The organism is Salmonella sp. SAL04162, from assembly GCF_046551535.1.
GTDB lineage: Bacteria > Pseudomonadota > Gammaproteobacteria > Enterobacterales > Enterobacteriaceae > Salmonella > Salmonella enterica.
This window is the reverse complement of sequence record NZ_JBGDVX010000022.1, coordinates 20,185-38,134: the sequence shown is the minus strand read 5'-3', so window position 1 is coordinate 38,134 and position 17,950 is coordinate 20,185. Positions and strand designations below refer to the sequence as shown.

Below are 17,950 nucleotides of genomic sequence, written 5' to 3'. Positions count from 1 at the left end.
TCAGAAGTGAAACGCCGTAGCGCCGATGGTAGTGTGGGGTCTCCCCATGCGAGAGTAGGGAACTGCCAGGCATCAAACAAGTGAAGAAGCCCGTCCGTCAGGACGGGCTTTTTTGCGTGTGTGGTAACTGTAAAAATGTAGGCCTGATAAGCGCAGCGCCATCAGGCAACCTGCACCGCCGGATGGCAGCTTCGCCTTATCCGGCCTACGGCATCGACATAATGCCTGTGTATACCGCCTTATTCCGTCGACATAACCACAAGCCTTCCCTACATAGATGCGGTAAACTAAGCCTGATTTTGCATCAGGAAAGCGTCTATGAATCACTCCCTAAAACCCTGGAATACCTTCGGCATTGATCATTGTGCAAAGCACATCGTATGCGCTGAAAACGAACAACAACTACTGAGCGCCTGGCAGCAAGCAACTCGTGAGGGACTGCCGGTTATGATCCTGGGTGAAGGAAGCAATGTCCTGTTTCTGGAAAATTACGCCGGCACCGTGATCCTTAACCGCCTGAAAGGCATTGAGGTCAATGAAACCGCGGACGCCTGGCACCTACACGTCGGCGCAGGCGAAAACTGGCATCAGCTGGTTCGCTACGCGCTGGACAACAACATGCCCGGCCTGGAGAATCTGGCGCTCATCCCTGGCTGCGTTGGTTCCTCGCCTATACAGAATATTGGCGCGTATGGCGTAGAACTACAGCGCGTCTGCGACTACGTTGACTGCGTTGAACTGGAAACGGGAAAACGTCTGCGTTTGTCCGCAACGGAATGCCGTTTCGGCTATCGTGACAGTATCTTCAAAAATGAATATCAGGATCGCGTTGCGATCGTCGCGGTGGGTCTGCGTTTGTCAAAGCAATGGCAGCCGGTGTTGACCTATGGCGATCTTACTCGTCTGGACCCGAAAACGGTCACCGCGCAACAGGTGTTTGATGCTGTATGCCATATGCGCACCACAAAATTGCCGGATCCTAAAGTGAATGGCAATGCGGGCAGCTTTTTTAAAAATCCCGTTGTCGCAGCCGATATCGCTATGGAACTGTTAGAACGGTTTCCCAACGCGCCGCATTACCCTCAGGCAGACGGCTCAGTGAAGCTGGCGGCAGGCTGGCTGATAGATCAATGTCAGTTGAAAGGCGTCACCATTGGCGGCGCTGCGGTGCATCGCCAACAGGCGCTGGTATTGATTAATGCGAATGATGCGACAAGTAAAGATGTGGTGGCGCTGGCGCATCATGTCCGGCAAAAAGTGGGTGCAAAATTTAATGTCTGGCTGGAGCCTGAGGTTCGCTTTATTGGTCAGTTCGGAGAGGTGAACGCTGTGGAGAGCATTGCATGAAAGATACTACCGTTCCCCTGACGCTGATCTCACTACTTGCCGACGGAGAGTTTCACTCAGGCGAGCAGTTGGGTGAACGGCTGGGAATGAGCCGCGCGGCGATTAATAAACATATCCAGACATTACGCGACTGGGGAGTAGATGTATTTACCGTTCCGGGGAAAGGATATAGCTTGCCGGAACCCATCCAGTTACTGGATGCTGACCGTATTCATAGCCAACTGGATAGCGGAAACGTGGCGGTATTGCCTGTTATCGATTCAACCAATCAGTATTTACTTGATCGAATTGGTGAGCTGCGCTCAGGCGATGCCTGTGTAGCAGAATACCAACAGGCAGGGCGTGGTCGTCGCGGGCGTAAATGGTTCTCACCGTTTGGCGCGAATCTATATCTTTCAATGTACTGGCGACTGGAGCAGGGGCCTGCGGCGGCAATAGGCTTGAGTCTGGTCATTGGAATTGTGATGGCGGAAGTGCTGCGTGAACTGGGCGCTGATAAAGTTCGTGTGAAGTGGCCTAACGACCTCTATCTGCTGGATCGCAAACTGGCGGGTATTCTGGTCGAGTTAACCGGTAAAACGGGCGATGCCGCACAAATAGTGATTGGCGCTGGTATTAACATGGCAATGCGTCGTGTAGAAGAGGACGTGATAAATCAGGGATGGATCACGTTGCAGGAGGCCGGAATTACGCTCGACCGCAATATGCTGGCCGCAAAGCTGATTTATAAGCTACGTGCTGCGCTTGAGCTTTTTGAGCAAGAAGGTCTTTCTCCTTATCTTTCGCGCTGGAAAAAACTGGATAATTTTATTGGTCGTCCGGTAAAACTGATTATTGGCGACAAAGAAATATTTGGTATTTCTCGCGGCATTGATACTCAGGGCGCATTATTGCTTGAACAGGATGGCGTGATTAAACCCTGGATGGGTGGAGAAATATCGCTGCGAAGCGCCGAATAGTAAAAAAGGGGAGTCGGTACTCCCCTTTTTTCTGTTATTTCCGCAATCTTACCTGTTCCACCGCATGGTTAGCGCTCTTGGTCATAATAAGGCTGGCACGTTCTCGCGTGGGTAAAATATTTTGTTTTAAATTCAACCAGTTAATTTCTTTCCAAAGCGAAGCTGCTGTATTAACAGCTTCTTCTTTAGATAATTTCGCATAATTGTGGAAATAAGAGTCAGGATCGGTAAACGCCCCTTCGCGGAATTTCAGGAAGCGGTTGATATACCATGTCTGAAGAAGTTCTTCTGGCGCATCAACGTAAATAGAGAAATCAACGAAATCAGAGACAAATACATGGTGCGGATCGTGAGGATAATCCATACCGCTTTGTAAAACATTCAAACCTTCAAGAATCAATATATCAGGCTGAGCGACGGTTTTATCCCCTTCAGGAATAACATCGTAAATCAAATGAGAATAGACTGGCGCCGTCACGTTCGGTACGCCCGACTTGAGGTCAGAAACGAATTTCACCAGTCGGTGCATATCATACGATTCGGGGAAGCCCTTTTTCTTCATTAACCCGCGTTCTTTCAACACCTGGTTTGGGTGGAGGAAGCCGTCTGTGGTAATCAATTCAACACGGCGGTGTTCCGGCCAGCGACTCAGCAACGCTTGCAGAACGCGTGCTGTTGTGCTTTTACCCACTGCGACGCTGCCCGCGATACTGATGATATAAGGGATTCGCTGGCCGTTAGTGCCCAGAAACTGTTCCAGGACAGCCTGACGACGCAGATTTGAACTGATATAGAAATTTAGCAAACGGGAGAGAGGTAAATATATTTCTGCAACTTCTTCCAGCGATAAATCTTCATTAATGCCTTTTAACTGCGCGATCTCATCCTCGGTCAGGGTCATCGGCACAGAATCGCGAAGCGCAGCCCACTGGCTGCGATCAAACTGTAGGTAAGGCGTCATTAACGATTGCTCTTTTATACTCATAAGCATGTTTCTGGCTGCTATTGCTACATCAGTTCAGCGATGAACGAGGGCCATCCCTGACATGCAACGGCACGTCACATTTAAGTTAATTTGGACAATGGGCAGGAGGGTAACACCAGATGGGGAGGAATAATAAGAAAAAATCTCGCTGTGAAAGCTATCCCTGAGAAGCAATGTGACGAATATACCAGATACAGAAGATTGCTTTCTATCGACGGAACGTTGAAATGCCGCGTCGTATCCTGGTCAGACGGTCAGTAAAATGCCGAAAATTTATGCTCTCTTGTTTGAAATTAGAGCATTTTTGTCTCTTATAGCGCAAAATGTGAGCGATAGAACATTTTATGCAATTTTTTAGTTGCATGAGCACGCAGGTCTCCATAGAATGCGCGCTACTTGATGCCGACTTAGCTCAGTAGGTAGAGCAACTGACTTGTAATCAGTAGGTCACCAGTTCGATTCCGGTAGTCGGCACCATCAAGTCCGGTGGGGTTCCCGAGCGGCCAAAGGGAGCAGACTGTAAATCTGCCGTCACAGACTTCGAAGGTTCGAATCCTTCCCCCACCACCATTTTCGGCCGCGCGATGGCGCAGCCCGAGACGATAAGTTCGCTTACCGGCTCGAATAAAGAGAGTTTCTCTCGATATTCAGTGCAGAATGAAAATCAGGTAGCCGAGTTCCAGGATGCGGGCATCGTATAATGGCTATTACCTCAGCCTTCCAAGCTGATGATGCGGGTTCGATTCCCGCTGCCCGCTCCAAGATGTGCTGATATAGCTCAGTTGGTAGAGCGCACCCTTGGTAAGGGTGAGGTCGGCAGTTCGAATCTGCCTATCAGCACCACTTCTTTTCTCCTTCCTGTTTTTCTCTTCTGTTTATTAGCATTCAACAAGTCGGGCGTGTTGCCTGGTTGATGTGGTGATATCACCGATTTATCCGTGTCTTAGAGGGACAATCGATGTCTAAAGAAAAGTTTGAACGTACAAAACCGCACGTTAACGTCGGTACTATCGGCCACGTTGACCATGGTAAAACAACGCTGACCGCTGCCATTACTACCGTACTGGCTAAAACCTACGGCGGTGCCGCCCGCGCATTCGACCAGATCGATAACGCGCCGGAAGAAAAAGCGCGTGGTATCACCATCAACACTTCTCACGTTGAATACGATACCCCGACCCGCCACTACGCACACGTAGACTGCCCGGGGCACGCCGACTATGTTAAAAACATGATCACCGGTGCTGCTCAGATGGACGGCGCGATCCTGGTTGTTGCTGCGACTGACGGCCCGATGCCGCAGACCCGTGAGCACATCCTGCTGGGTCGTCAGGTAGGCGTTCCGTACATCATCGTGTTCCTGAACAAATGCGACATGGTTGATGACGAAGAGCTGCTGGAACTGGTTGAAATGGAAGTTCGTGAACTTCTGTCTCAGTACGACTTCCCGGGCGACGACACGCCGATCGTTCGTGGTTCTGCTCTGAAAGCGCTGGAAGGCGACGCAGAGTGGGAAGCGAAAATCATCGAACTGGCTGGCTTCCTGGATTCCTACATCCCGGAACCAGAGCGTGCGATTGACAAGCCGTTCCTGCTGCCGATCGAAGACGTATTCTCCATCTCCGGTCGTGGTACCGTTGTTACCGGTCGTGTAGAGCGCGGTATCATCAAAGTGGGCGAAGAAGTTGAAATCGTTGGTATCAAAGAGACTCAGAAGTCTACCTGTACTGGCGTTGAAATGTTCCGCAAACTGCTGGACGAAGGCCGTGCCGGTGAGAACGTAGGTGTTCTGCTGCGTGGTATCAAACGTGAAGAAATCGAACGTGGTCAGGTACTGGCTAAGCCGGGCACCATCAAGCCGCACACCAAGTTCGAATCTGAAGTGTACATTCTGTCCAAAGATGAAGGCGGCCGTCATACTCCGTTCTTCAAAGGCTACCGTCCGCAGTTCTACTTCCGTACTACTGACGTGACTGGTACCATCGAACTGCCGGAAGGCGTAGAGATGGTAATGCCGGGCGACAACATCAAAATGGTTGTTACCCTGATCCACCCGATCGCAATGGACGACGGTCTGCGTTTCGCAATCCGTGAAGGCGGCCGTACCGTTGGCGCGGGCGTTGTTGCTAAAGTTCTCGGCTAATCGCTGATAACATTTGACGCAATGCGCAATAAAAGGGCATCATTTGATGCCCTTTTTGCACGCTTTCACACCAGAACCTGGCTCATCAGTGATTTTATTTGTCATAATCATTGCTGAGACAGGCTCTGTAGAGGGCGTATAATCCGAAAGGCGAATAAGCGTTTCGATTTGGATTGCCTCGCGATTGCGGGGTGAAAATGTTTGTAGAATACTTCTGACAGGTTGGTTTATGAGTGCGAATACCGAAGCTCAAGGGAGCGGGCGCGGCCTGGAAGCGATGAAGTGGATAGTTGTTGCCATATTGCTGATCGTCGCAATCGTCGGCAACTACCTCTATCGCGACATGATGCTGCCGCTGCGTGCGCTGGCCGTAGTAATTCTGATTGCTGCAGCGGGTGGTGTCGCGCTGTTGACGACAAAAGGTAAAGCAACCGTTGCTTTTGCCCGTGAAGCGAGAACCGAAGTCCGTAAGGTCATTTGGCCGACTCGCCAGGAAACGCTGCACACCACGCTGATCGTCGCTGCGGTTACCGCAGTTATGTCACTGATCCTGTGGGGACTGGATGGTATTCTGGTTCGCCTGGTATCCTTTATCACTGGCCTGAGGTTCTGAGATGTCTGAAGCACCTAAAAAGCGCTGGTACGTCGTTCAGGCGTTTTCCGGTTTTGAAGGCCGCGTAGCCACATCGCTGCGCGAGCATATCAAATTACACAATATGGAAGAGCTGTTTGGCGAAGTCATGGTGCCGACTGAAGAAGTCGTTGAGATCCGTGGCGGCCAGCGTCGCAAAAGTGAACGCAAATTCTTCCCGGGTTACGTTCTGGTCCAGATGGTCATGAACGACGCAAGCTGGCACCTGGTGCGCAGCGTGCCGCGTGTGATGGGCTTTATCGGCGGTACGTCTGACCGTCCGGCGCCGATCAGCGACAAAGAAGTCGATGCGATCATGAACCGCCTGCAGCAGGTTGGCGATAAGCCGCGGCCGAAAACTCTGTTTGAACCGGGTGAAATGGTTCGTGTTAACGACGGTCCGTTCGCAGACTTTAACGGCGTTGTCGAAGAAGTCGATTATGAGAAGTCTCGCCTGAAAGTGTCTGTTTCTATCTTCGGTCGTGCGACCCCGGTAGAGCTGGACTTCAGCCAGGTTGAGAAAGCGTAAGGCTGCGATCAAAAAAGCAGCGATCTAATCGTTGCATAGGGCGCGAAATTGACATACAATTTCGCGCCTTTTGTTTTTATGGGCCTTATGCCCATAAAGCGATATTTATCACGGGGAGCTTCTTTGAAGCGATACTACCCAATTCGAGGAATTTAGAATGGCTAAGAAAGTACAAGCCTACGTCAAGCTGCAGGTTGCAGCTGGTATGGCGAACCCGAGTCCGCCGGTTGGTCCAGCACTGGGTCAGCAGGGTGTGAACATCATGGAATTCTGCAAAGCGTTCAACGCAAAAACGGATTCCATCGAAAAAGGTCTGCCGATTCCGGTTGTTATTACCGTTTACGCTGACCGTTCTTTCACCTTCGTTACCAAAACGCCTCCGGCAGCTGTTCTGCTGAAAAAAGCGGCTGGTATCAAGTCTGGTTCCGGCAAGCCGAACAAAGACAAAGTAGGTAAAATTTCCCGCGCTCAGCTGCAGGAAATCGCGCAGACCAAAGCTGCCGACATGACTGGTGCCGACATTGAAGCGATGATTCGCTCCATCGAAGGTACTGCACGTTCCATGGGCCTGGTAGTGGAGGACTAAGAAATGGCTAAACTGACCAAGCGTATGCGCGTGATCCGTGAAAAAGTTGATGCGACCAAACAGTACGACATCAACGAAGCTATTGCCCTGCTGAAAGAGCTGGCCACTGCTAAATTCAACGAAAGCGTTGACGTTGCCGTTAACCTCGGCATCGATGCTCGTAAATCTGACCAGAACGTTCGTGGCGCGACTGTACTGCCGCACGGTACTGGCCGTTCTGTTCGCGTTGCCGTATTTACCCAGGGCCCGAACGCTGAAGCAGCTAAAGCTGCTGGCGCTGAGCTGGTAGGTATGGAAGATCTGGCTGACCAGATCAAGAAAGGCGAAATGAACTTCGACGTTGTTATCGCATCCCCGGATGCAATGCGCGTTGTTGGCCAGCTGGGCCAGGTTCTGGGTCCGCGCGGCCTGATGCCAAACCCGAAAGTCGGTACCGTAACGCCGAACGTTGCTGAAGCGGTTAAGAACGCTAAAGCAGGTCAGGTTCGTTACCGTAACGACAAAAACGGCATCATCCACACCACCATCGGTAAAGTGGACTTTGACGCTGACAAACTGAAAGAAAACCTGGAAGCTCTGCTGGTTGCGCTGAAAAAAGCAAAACCGAGCCAGGCGAAAGGCGTGTACATCAAGAAAGTTAGCATCTCCACCACCATGGGTGCTGGCGTTGCCGTTGATCAGGCTGGTCTGAGCGCATCTGCGAACTAAGATTAGTCTTTACGTGGGCGGTGATTTTGTCTACAATCTTTCCCCCACGATTCTGTTGAAATATAACAGAGCACTATGCGAGTCATTTGAATTGCAGCAAGGCAGCAAGTGAGTGAATCGCCAGGAGCATAGTTAACTATGTGACTGGTGTGAACGAGCGCAGCTAACACAGCTGCGGTTCAAAGGACGAAGTCATAGAAAGAATTTGTTCGTTGGAGCCTGGCCTATCCAGGCCTCCGTCGAAGACCGCAGGCGTCTCGCAAGAGGCTTAATCCCCTGCGTAGACGGTGACAGAACGCTAAGATTATTTTTGATACTCTGGCTTGTTTCTGCTCACCGTATTAAGACGCTCTTCTCGTTGAGATGAGTGAAGTGAGTTCCGGAACATGAGTTCCGGCAAACATCCAGGAGCAAAGCTAATGGCTTTAAATCTTCAAGACAAACAAGCGATTGTTGCTGAAGTCAGCGAAGTAGCCAAAGGCGCGCTGTCTGCAGTAGTTGCGGATTCCCGTGGCGTAACTGTAGATAAAATGACTGAACTGCGTAAAGCAGGTCGTGAAGCTGGCGTATACATGCGTGTTGTTCGTAACACCCTGCTGCGTCGCGTCGTTGAAGGTACTCAGTTCGAGTGCCTGAAAGACACGTTTGTTGGTCCGACCCTGATTGCATACTCTATGGAACACCCGGGCGCTGCTGCTCGTCTGTTCAAAGAGTTCGCGAAAGCGAATGCAAAATTTGAGGTCAAAGCTGCAGCCTTTGAAGGTGAGCTGATCCCGGCGTCTCAGATCGACCGCCTGGCAACTCTGCCGACCTACGAAGAAGCAATTGCACGCCTGATGGCAACCATGAAAGAAGCTTCGGCTGGCAAACTGGTTCGCACACTGGCTGCTGTACGCGATGCAAAAGAAGCTGCGTAATCGCAGTTGTCTTTATCAAGCATTTGCTTACGTATAAACTTATTCTGATATTCAGGAACAATTTAAATGTCTATCACTAAAGATCAAATCATTGAAGCAGTATCCGCTATGTCCGTAATGGACGTTGTAGAACTGATTTCTGCAATGGAAGAAAAATTCGGTGTTTCCGCTGCTGCTGCTGTAGCTGTAGCTGCTGGCCCGGCTGAAGCTGCTGAAGAAAAAACTGAATTCGACGTAATTCTGAAAGCTGCTGGCGCTAACAAAGTTGCTGTTATCAAAGCAGTACGTGGCGCAACTGGCCTGGGTCTGAAAGAAGCTAAAGACCTGGTAGAATCTGCTCCGGCCGCTCTGAAAGAAGGCGTGAGCAAAGATGACGCTGAAGCACTGAAAAAATCTCTGGAAGAAGCTGGCGCTGAAGTTGAAGTTAAATAAGCCAACCCTTCCGGTTGCAGCCTGAGAAATCAGGCTGATGGCTGGTGACTTTTTAGTCACCAGCCTTTTTGCGCTGTAAGGCGCCAGTAGCGTTTCACACTGTTTGACTACTGCTGTGCCTTTCAATGCTTGTTTCTATCGACGACTTAATATACTGCGACAGAGCGTACGTTCTGTGTAAATCGCAATGAAATGGTTTAAGCGTGATAGCAACAGGCATTGCGGAAAGTATCCATTTTCCGGTCAACAAAATAGTGTTGCACAAACTGTCCCCCGCAGGACAGATGGGTCGACTTGTCAGCGAGCTGAGGAACCCTATGGTTTACTCCTATACCGAGAAAAAACGTATTCGTAAGGATTTTGGTAAACGTCCACAAGTTCTGGATGTACCTTATCTCCTTTCTATCCAGCTTGACTCGTTTCAGAAGTTTATCGAGCAAGATCCTGAAGGGCAGTACGGCCTGGAAGCAGCCTTCCGTTCCGTGTTCCCGATTCAGAGCTACAGCGGTAATTCCGAGCTGCAGTACGTCAGCTACCGCCTTGGCGAACCGGTGTTTGACGTTCAGGAATGTCAGATCCGTGGCGTGACCTATTCCGCACCGCTGCGCGTAAAACTGCGTCTGGTGATCTACGAGCGCGAAGCGCCGGAAGGCACCGTTAAAGACATTAAAGAACAAGAAGTCTACATGGGCGAAATTCCGCTCATGACCGACAACGGTACCTTTGTTATCAACGGTACTGAGCGTGTTATCGTTTCTCAGCTGCACCGTAGTCCGGGCGTCTTCTTTGACTCCGACAAAGGTAAAACCCACTCTTCGGGTAAAGTGCTGTATAACGCGCGCATCATTCCTTACCGTGGTTCCTGGCTGGACTTCGAATTCGATCCGAAGGACAACCTGTTCGTGCGTATCGACCGTCGCCGTAAACTGCCTGCGACCATCATTCTGCGTGCGCTGAACTACACCACTGAGCAGATCCTTGACCTGTTCTTTGAGAAAGTCGTCTTCGAAATTCGCGACAACAAGCTGCAGATGGAGCTGATTCCAGAACGTCTGCGCGGCGAAACCGCGTCGTTCGATATCGAAGCTAACGGCAAAGTGTACGTTGAAAAAGGTCGTCGCATTACCGCGCGTCACATCCGTCAGCTGGAAAAAGACGATATCAAGCATATCGAAGTTCCGGTTGAGTACATCGCAGGTAAAGTCGTCTCTAAAGACTACGTTGACGAATCCACTGGCGAGCTGATCTGCGCGGCGAACATGGAGCTGAGCTTGGATCTGCTGGCTAAGCTGAGCCAGTCCGGCCACAAACGTATCGAAACGCTGTTTACCAACGATCTGGACCACGGCCCGTACATTTCTGAAACGGTACGCGTCGACCCAACTAACGATCGTCTGAGCGCGCTGGTAGAAATCTACCGCATGATGCGCCCTGGTGAGCCGCCGACTCGTGAAGCGGCTGAAAGCCTGTTTGAGAACCTGTTCTTCTCCGAAGACCGCTATGACCTGTCTGCGGTGGGTCGTATGAAGTTCAACCGTTCTCTGCTGCGCGACGAAATCGAAGGTTCCGGTATCCTGAGCAAAGACGACATCATTGATGTCATGAAGAAGCTCATCGATATCCGTAACGGTAAAGGCGAAGTGGATGATATCGACCACCTCGGCAACCGTCGTATCCGTTCCGTCGGCGAAATGGCGGAAAACCAGTTCCGCGTTGGCCTGGTGCGTGTAGAGCGTGCGGTGAAAGAGCGTCTGTCTCTGGGCGATCTGGATACCCTGATGCCTCAGGATATGATCAACGCCAAGCCGATTTCCGCCGCAGTGAAAGAGTTCTTTGGTTCCAGCCAGCTGTCTCAGTTTATGGACCAGAACAACCCACTGTCTGAGATTACGCACAAACGCCGTATCTCCGCACTCGGCCCAGGTGGTCTGACCCGCGAACGCGCAGGCTTCGAAGTTCGAGACGTACACCCGACGCACTACGGTCGCGTGTGTCCTATCGAAACGCCGGAAGGTCCGAACATCGGTCTGATCAACTCCCTGTCCGTGTACGCACAGACTAACGAATATGGCTTCCTTGAGACGCCGTACCGTCGTGTGGTTGATGGCGTGGTCACTGACGAAATTCATTACCTGTCTGCTATCGAAGAAGGCAACTACGTTATCGCTCAGGCGAACTCCAACCTGGATGACGAAGGCCACTTTGTAGAAGATCTGGTTACCTGCCGTAGCAAAGGCGAATCCAGCTTGTTCAGCCGTGACCAGGTTGACTACATGGACGTTTCCACCCAGCAGGTGGTCTCCGTCGGTGCGTCCCTGATCCCGTTCCTGGAACACGATGACGCCAACCGTGCATTGATGGGTGCGAACATGCAACGTCAGGCGGTTCCGACTCTGCGCGCTGATAAGCCGCTGGTGGGTACCGGTATGGAACGTGCTGTCGCCGTCGACTCCGGTGTTACTGCAGTAGCTAAACGTGGCGGTACTGTTCAGTACGTGGATGCATCCCGTATCGTTATCAAAGTTAACGAAGACGAGATGTACCCGGGTGAAGCAGGTATCGACATCTATAACCTGACCAAATACACCCGCTCTAACCAGAACACCTGTATCAACCAGATGCCATGTGTGTCTCTGGGCGAGCCGGTTGAACGCGGCGACGTGCTGGCAGACGGTCCGTCCACCGACCTCGGTGAACTGGCGCTCGGTCAGAACATGCGCGTGGCGTTCATGCCGTGGAACGGCTACAACTTCGAAGACTCCATCCTCGTATCCGAGCGTGTTGTCCAGGAAGACCGTTTCACCACCATCCACATTCAGGAACTGGCGTGCGTGTCCCGTGACACCAAGCTGGGGCCGGAAGAGATCACCGCTGATATCCCGAACGTGGGTGAAGCTGCGCTCTCCAAACTGGATGAATCCGGTATCGTTTACATCGGCGCGGAAGTGACCGGCGGTGACATTCTGGTCGGTAAGGTGACGCCGAAAGGTGAAACCCAGCTGACGCCGGAAGAGAAACTGCTGCGTGCGATCTTCGGTGAGAAAGCGTCTGACGTTAAAGACTCTTCTCTGCGCGTACCTAACGGTGTCTCCGGTACGGTTATCGACGTTCAGGTCTTTACTCGCGATGGCGTAGAAAAAGACAAACGTGCTCTGGAAATCGAAGAGATGCAGCTCAAGCAGGCGAAAAAAGACCTGTCTGAAGAACTGCAGATCCTCGAAGCGGGCCTGTTTAGCCGTATCCGTGCGGTGCTGGTGTCCGGCGGCGTTGAAGCTGAGAAGCTCGACAAACTGCCGCGCGACCGCTGGCTGGAACTCGGTCTGACCGACGAAGAGAAACAAAATCAGCTGGAACAACTGGCTGAGCAGTATGACGAACTGAAACACGAGTTCGAGAAAAAACTTGAAGCGAAGCGCCGTAAAATCACCCAGGGCGACGATCTGGCGCCGGGCGTGCTGAAGATCGTGAAGGTCTATCTGGCCGTTAAACGCCGTATCCAGCCGGGTGATAAGATGGCAGGTCGTCACGGTAACAAGGGTGTTATCTCTAAGATCAACCCGATCGAAGACATGCCTTACGATGAAAACGGCACGCCGGTAGACATCGTACTGAACCCGCTGGGCGTACCGTCTCGTATGAACATTGGTCAGATTCTGGAAACCCACCTGGGTATGGCTGCGAAAGGTATTGGCGACAAGATTAACGCCATGCTGAAACAGCAGCAGGAAGTCGCGAAACTGCGCGAATTCATCCAGCGTGCCTACGATCTGGGCGCCGACGTTCGTCAGAAAGTCGACCTGAGCTCCTTCAGCGATGATGAAGTGCTGCGTCTGGCAGAAAACCTGCGTAAAGGTATGCCGATTGCCACACCAGTGTTTGACGGTGCGAAAGAAGCGGAAATCAAAGAGCTGCTGAAACTGGGCGATCTGCCGACCTCCGGTCAGATCACCCTGTTCGATGGCCGTACGGGTGAACAGTTCGAACGTCCGGTAACCGTCGGTTACATGTACATGCTGAAACTGAACCACCTGGTTGATGACAAGATGCATGCGCGTTCTACCGGTTCTTACAGCCTGGTTACTCAGCAGCCGCTGGGTGGTAAGGCGCAGTTCGGTGGTCAGCGCTTCGGGGAGATGGAAGTGTGGGCGCTGGAAGCTTACGGCGCCGCCTACACCCTGCAGGAAATGCTCACCGTTAAGTCTGATGACGTGAACGGCCGTACTAAGATGTATAAGAACATCGTGGACGGCAACCATCAGATGGAACCGGGTATGCCGGAATCCTTCAACGTTCTGTTGAAAGAGATCCGCTCGCTGGGCATCAACATCGAACTGGAAGACGAGTAATTCTCGCTCAAACAGGTCACTGGTGTCGGGGTAAAACCCGACACCAGATTGTGCTAACTCCGACGGGAGCAAATCCGTGAAAGATTTATTAAAGTTTCTGAAAGCGCAGACTAAAACCGAAGAGTTTGATGCGATCAAAATTGCTCTGGCTTCGCCAGACATGATCCGTTCATGGTCTTTCGGTGAAGTTAAAAAGCCGGAAACCATCAACTACCGTACGTTCAAACCTGAGCGTGACGGCCTTTTCTGCGCCCGTATCTTTGGGCCGGTAAAAGACTACGAGTGCCTGTGCGGTAAGTACAAGCGCCTGAAACACCGTGGTGTTATTTGTGAGAAGTGCGGCGTTGAAGTGACCCAGACCAAAGTACGCCGTGAGCGTATGGGCCACATCGAGCTGGCGTCTCCGACTGCTCACATCTGGTTCCTGAAATCGCTGCCGTCCCGTATCGGTCTGCTGCTCGATATGCCGTTGCGCGATATCGAACGCGTACTGTACTTCGAATCTTATGTGGTTATCGAAGGCGGTATGACCAACCTGGAACGTCAACAGATCCTGACTGAAGAGCAGTATCTGGACGCGCTGGAAGAGTTCGGTGACGAATTCGACGCGAAGATGGGTGCGGAAGCTATCCAGGCCCTGCTGAAGAGCATGGATCTGGAGCAAGAGTGTGAAACTCTGCGCGAAGAGCTGAACGAAACCAACTCCGAAACCAAGCGTAAGAAGCTGACCAAGCGTATCAAACTGCTGGAAGCCTTCGTACAGTCTGGCAACAAGCCAGAGTGGATGATCCTGACCGTTCTGCCGGTTCTGCCGCCAGATCTGCGTCCGCTGGTTCCGCTGGATGGTGGTCGTTTCGCCACGTCAGATCTGAACGATCTGTATCGTCGCGTCATTAACCGTAACAACCGTCTGAAGCGTCTGCTGGATCTGGCTGCGCCGGACATCATCGTACGCAACGAAAAACGTATGCTGCAGGAAGCGGTTGACGCCCTGCTGGATAACGGTCGTCGCGGTCGTGCGATCACCGGTTCTAACAAGCGTCCTCTGAAATCTTTGGCCGACATGATCAAAGGTAAACAGGGTCGTTTCCGTCAGAACCTGCTCGGTAAGCGTGTTGACTACTCCGGTCGTTCTGTTATCACCGTAGGTCCATACCTGCGTCTGCATCAGTGCGGTCTGCCGAAGAAAATGGCGCTGGAGCTGTTCAAACCGTTCATCTACGGCAAGCTGGAACTGCGTGGTCTGGCCACCACCATCAAAGCCGCGAAGAAAATGGTTGAGCGTGAAGAAGCTGTCGTTTGGGATATCCTGGACGAAGTGATCCGCGAACACCCGGTACTGCTGAACCGTGCGCCGACTCTGCACCGTTTGGGTATCCAGGCATTCGAACCGGTACTGATCGAAGGTAAAGCTATCCAGCTGCACCCGCTGGTCTGTGCGGCCTATAACGCCGACTTCGATGGTGACCAGATGGCTGTTCACGTACCGCTGACGCTGGAAGCCCAGCTGGAAGCGCGTGCGCTGATGATGTCCACCAACAACATCCTGTCTCCGGCGAACGGCGAACCTATCATCGTTCCGTCTCAGGACGTGGTACTGGGTCTGTACTACATGACCCGTGACTGTGTTAACGCCAAAGGCGAAGGCATGGTGCTGACTGGCCCGAAAGAAGCTGAGCGTATCTATCGCGCAGGTCTGGCCTCTCTGCATGCGCGCGTTAAAGTGCGTATCACTGAATATGAAAAAGATGAAAACGGCGAATTCGTTGCGCACACCAGCCTGAAAGACACGACCGTTGGTCGCGCCATTCTGTGGATGATCGTACCGAAAGGTCTGCCTTTCTCCATCGTCAACCAGGCGCTGGGCAAGAAAGCGATCTCCAAAATGCTGAACACTTGCTACCGTATTCTGGGTCTGAAACCGACCGTTATTTTTGCGGACCAGACGATGTACACCGGCTTTGCTTATGCAGCGCGTTCAGGTGCGTCCGTTGGTATTGATGACATGGTCATCCCGGAGAAAAAACACGAGATCATCTCTGAGGCGGAAGCTGAAGTTGCTGAGATCCAGGAGCAGTTCCAGTCCGGTCTGGTAACCGCTGGCGAACGCTATAACAAAGTTATCGATATCTGGGCTGCGGCGAACGATCGTGTATCCAAAGCGATGATGGATAACCTGCAAACCGAAACCGTGATTAACCGTGACGGCCAGGAAGAGCAGCAGGTTTCCTTCAACAGCATCTACATGATGGCCGACTCCGGTGCGCGTGGTTCTGCGGCACAGATTCGTCAGCTGGCCGGTATGCGTGGTCTGATGGCGAAGCCAGATGGCTCCATCATCGAAACGCCAATCACCGCGAACTTCCGTGAAGGTCTGAACGTACTCCAGTACTTCATCTCCACGCACGGTGCGCGTAAAGGTCTGGCGGATACCGCACTGAAAACAGCGAACTCCGGTTATCTGACCCGTCGTCTGGTTGACGTCGCGCAGGATCTGGTGGTGACCGAAGATGACTGTGGTACGCACGAAGGTATCCTGATGACCCCGGTTATCGAGGGTGGCGACGTGAAAGAGCCGCTGCGTGACCGCGTTCTGGGTCGTGTGACGGCGGAAGATGTGCTGAAACCGGGTACCGCGGACATTCTGGTTCCACGCAACACGTTGCTGCACGAACAGTGGTGTGACCTGCTGGAAGCAAACTCCGTTGACGCCGTTAAAGTGCGTTCCGTTGTATCCTGCGACACCGACTTTGGTGTATGTGCGCACTGCTATGGTCGTGACCTGGCGCGTGGCCACATCATCAACAAAGGTGAAGCTATCGGCGTTATCGCGGCACAGTCCATCGGTGAACCGGGTACACAGCTGACGATGCGTACGTTCCACATCGGTGGTGCGGCATCGCGTGCGGCTGCTGAATCCAGCATTCAGGTGAAAAACAAAGGTAGCATCAAGCTCAGCAACGTGAAGTCGGTTGTGAACTCCAGCGGTAAACTGGTTATCACTTCCCGTAACACCGAACTGAAGCTGATCGACGAATTCGGTCGTACCAAAGAGAGCTATAAAGTGCCTTATGGCGCTGTCATGGCGAAAGGTGATGGCGAGCAGGTTGCCGGCGGCGAAACCGTGGCAAACTGGGACCCGCACACCATGCCGGTTATCACCGAAGTGAGTGGTTTCATCCGCTTCACTGACATGATCGACGGTCAGACCATTACGCGTCAGACCGACGAGCTGACCGGTTTGTCTTCGCTGGTGGTTCTGGATTCGGCTGAACGTACTACTGGTGGTAAGGATCTGCGTCCGGCGCTGAAAATCGTTGATGCTCAGGGTAATGACGTTCTGATCCCGGGTACCGATATGCCTGCGCAGTACTTCCTGCCGGGTAAAGCGATTGTACAGCTGGAAGATGGCGTACAGATCAGTTCTGGTGACACCCTGGCGCGTATTCCGCAGGAATCCGGCGGTACCAAGGATATCACCGGTGGTCTGCCGCGCGTTGCGGACCTGTTCGAAGCGCGTCGTCCGAAAGAGCCGGCAATCCTTGCTGAAATCGCAGGTATCGTTTCCTTCGGTAAAGAAACCAAAGGCAAACGTCGTCTGGTGATTACGCCGGTTGATGGTAGTGACCCGTACGAAGAGATGATTCCGAAATGGCGTCAGCTCAACGTGTTCGAAGGGGAACGTGTAGAACGTGGTGATGTGATTTCCGATGGTCCGGAAGCGCCGCACGACATTCTGCGTCTGCGTGGCGTTCATGCTGTGACGCGTTACATCGTTAACGAAGTCCAGGATGTATACCGTCTGCAGGGCGTTAAGATTAACGATAAACACATCGAAGTTATCGTTCGTCAGATGCTGCGTAAAGCGACCATCGAAAGCGCCGGTAGTTCCGACTTCCTGGAAGGCGAACAGGTTGAATACTCTCGCGTCAAGATCGCTAATCGCGAGCTGGAAGCGAACGGCAAAGTGGGGGCTACCTTCTCCCGCGATCTGCTGGGTATCACCAAAGCGTCTCTGGCAACCGAATCGTTCATCTCTGCCGCATCGTTCCAGGAGACCACGCGTGTCCTGACCGAAGCAGCCGTTGCGGGCAAACGCGACGAACTGCGCGGCCTGAAAGAGAACGTTATCGTGGGTCGTCTGATTCCGGCCGGTACCGGTTATGCGTACCACCAGGATCGTATGCGCCGTCGCGCCGCAGGCGAGCAGCCAGCAGCACCGCAGGTCACTGCGGAAGATGCATCTGCCAGCCTGGCAGAACTGCTGAACGCAGGTCTGGGCGGTTCTGATAACGAGTAATCGTTAAATGGTGGAGGGGTATTTGTCCCTCCACCAGCATTGTGCTGGGGCTTGTACATCAAGTTGT

At 52.4% G+C, this 17,950-nt stretch carries 13 protein-coding genes and 4 tRNA genes; 15 read left to right on the top strand and 2 right to left on the bottom strand.

Annotated features, from left to right (window positions below):
* Window positions 1–318: 318 nt before the first annotated feature.
* Together murB and birA are read left to right on the top strand one after the other, a co-directional pair.
* The gene (gene murB, locus ACLJRH_RS25435; RefSeq protein WP_023136360.1) at window positions 319–1,347 is read left to right on the top strand and encodes a UDP-N-acetylmuramate dehydrogenase; all 1,029 of its coding nucleotides are present in this window, start codon (window positions 319–321) and stop codon (window positions 1,345–1,347) included.
* Entirely contained in the window at window positions 1,344–2,306 is a 963-nt protein-coding gene (birA, locus tag ACLJRH_RS25430; RefSeq protein ID WP_000655747.1) for a bifunctional biotin--[acetyl-CoA-carboxylase] ligase/biotin operon repressor BirA, read from the top strand. The genes murB and birA overlap by 4 nt, the downstream gene beginning before the upstream one ends.
* Before the next feature lie 34 nt (window positions 2,307–2,340).
* Here birA and coaA read toward each other — a convergent pair whose 3' ends face one another.
* Both coaA and ACLJRH_RS25420 read right to left on the bottom strand, forming a co-directional pair.
* Entirely contained in the window at window positions 2,341–3,291 is a 951-nt protein-coding gene (coaA, locus tag ACLJRH_RS25425; RefSeq protein ID WP_000023068.1) for a type I pantothenate kinase, read from the bottom strand.
* 208 nt (window positions 3,292–3,499) lie between these two features.
* On the bottom strand, window positions 3,500–3,673 hold the full coding sequence (locus tag ACLJRH_RS25420) for a hypothetical protein (protein ID WP_001621476.1): 174 nt from the start codon (window positions 3,671–3,673) through the stop codon (window positions 3,500–3,502).
* 19 nt (window positions 3,674–3,692) lie between these two features.
* On the opposite strand from ACLJRH_RS25420, the gene ACLJRH_RS25415 reads away from it, so the two are divergent.
* From ACLJRH_RS25415 to rpoC, 13 genes are all read left to right on the top strand, one after another.
* A tRNA-Thr gene (locus ACLJRH_RS25415) sits at window positions 3,693–3,768 on the top strand.
* Window positions 3,769–3,776: 8 nt separating this feature from the next.
* Window positions 3,777–3,861, top strand: a tRNA-Tyr gene (locus tag ACLJRH_RS25410).
* A 116-nt stretch (window positions 3,862–3,977) separates the two neighbouring features.
* Window positions 3,978–4,052, top strand: a tRNA-Gly gene (locus ACLJRH_RS25405).
* Between the two features lie 6 nt (window positions 4,053–4,058).
* Window positions 4,059–4,134, top strand: a tRNA-Thr gene (locus ACLJRH_RS25400).
* A gap of 115 nt (window positions 4,135–4,249) precedes the next feature.
* Window positions 4,250–5,434, top strand: coding sequence for an elongation factor Tu (tuf, locus tag ACLJRH_RS25395; RefSeq protein WP_000031748.1), 1,185 nt, complete (start codon window positions 4,250–4,252; stop codon window positions 5,432–5,434).
* Between the two features lie 229 nt (window positions 5,435–5,663).
* Complete coding sequence (secE, locus tag ACLJRH_RS25390; RefSeq protein WP_001275691.1) at window positions 5,664–6,047, top strand: preprotein translocase subunit SecE; 384 nt, start codon at window positions 5,664–5,666, stop codon at window positions 6,045–6,047.
* Window position 6,048: 1 nt separating this feature from the next.
* Window positions 6,049–6,594 carry a transcription termination/antitermination protein NusG gene (nusG, locus tag ACLJRH_RS25385; protein ID WP_001287521.1) on the top strand — a complete coding sequence of 182 codons (546 nt, stop codon included), beginning with the start codon at window positions 6,049–6,051 and terminating at the stop codon, window positions 6,592–6,594.
* Window positions 6,595–6,751: 157 nt separating this feature from the next.
* Window positions 6,752–7,180: a 50S ribosomal protein L11 gene (rplK, locus tag ACLJRH_RS25380; RefSeq protein WP_001085925.1), complete on the top strand. Its 429-nt coding sequence runs from the start codon at window positions 6,752–6,754 to the stop codon at window positions 7,178–7,180.
* A gap of 3 nt (window positions 7,181–7,183) precedes the next feature.
* The gene (gene rplA / locus ACLJRH_RS25375) at window positions 7,184–7,888 is read left to right on the top strand and encodes a 50S ribosomal protein L1 (RefSeq protein WP_001096676.1); all 705 of its coding nucleotides are present in this window, start codon (window positions 7,184–7,186) and stop codon (window positions 7,886–7,888) included.
* Window positions 7,889–8,307: 419 nt separating this feature from the next.
* Window positions 8,308–8,805 carry a 50S ribosomal protein L10 gene (gene rplJ, locus ACLJRH_RS25370; RefSeq protein ID WP_001207203.1) on the top strand — a complete coding sequence of 166 codons (498 nt, stop codon included), beginning with the start codon at window positions 8,308–8,310 and terminating at the stop codon, window positions 8,803–8,805.
* 66 nt (window positions 8,806–8,871) lie between these two features.
* Entirely contained in the window at window positions 8,872–9,237 is a 366-nt protein-coding gene (rplL, locus tag ACLJRH_RS25365) for a 50S ribosomal protein L7/L12 (RefSeq protein WP_000028882.1), read from the top strand.
* A 317-nt stretch (window positions 9,238–9,554) separates the two neighbouring features.
* A complete protein-coding gene (gene rpoB, locus ACLJRH_RS25360) occupies window positions 9,555–13,583 on the top strand; it encodes a DNA-directed RNA polymerase subunit beta (protein WP_023136951.1) in 4,029 nt (1,342 codons plus the stop codon).
* A gap of 76 nt (window positions 13,584–13,659) precedes the next feature.
* Window positions 13,660–17,883, top strand: a complete 4,224-nt coding sequence (gene rpoC / locus ACLJRH_RS25355; RefSeq protein WP_000653963.1) for a DNA-directed RNA polymerase subunit beta' — start codon at window positions 13,660–13,662, stop codon at window positions 17,881–17,883.
* The last annotated feature ends 67 nt before the right edge of the window (window positions 17,884–17,950 follow it).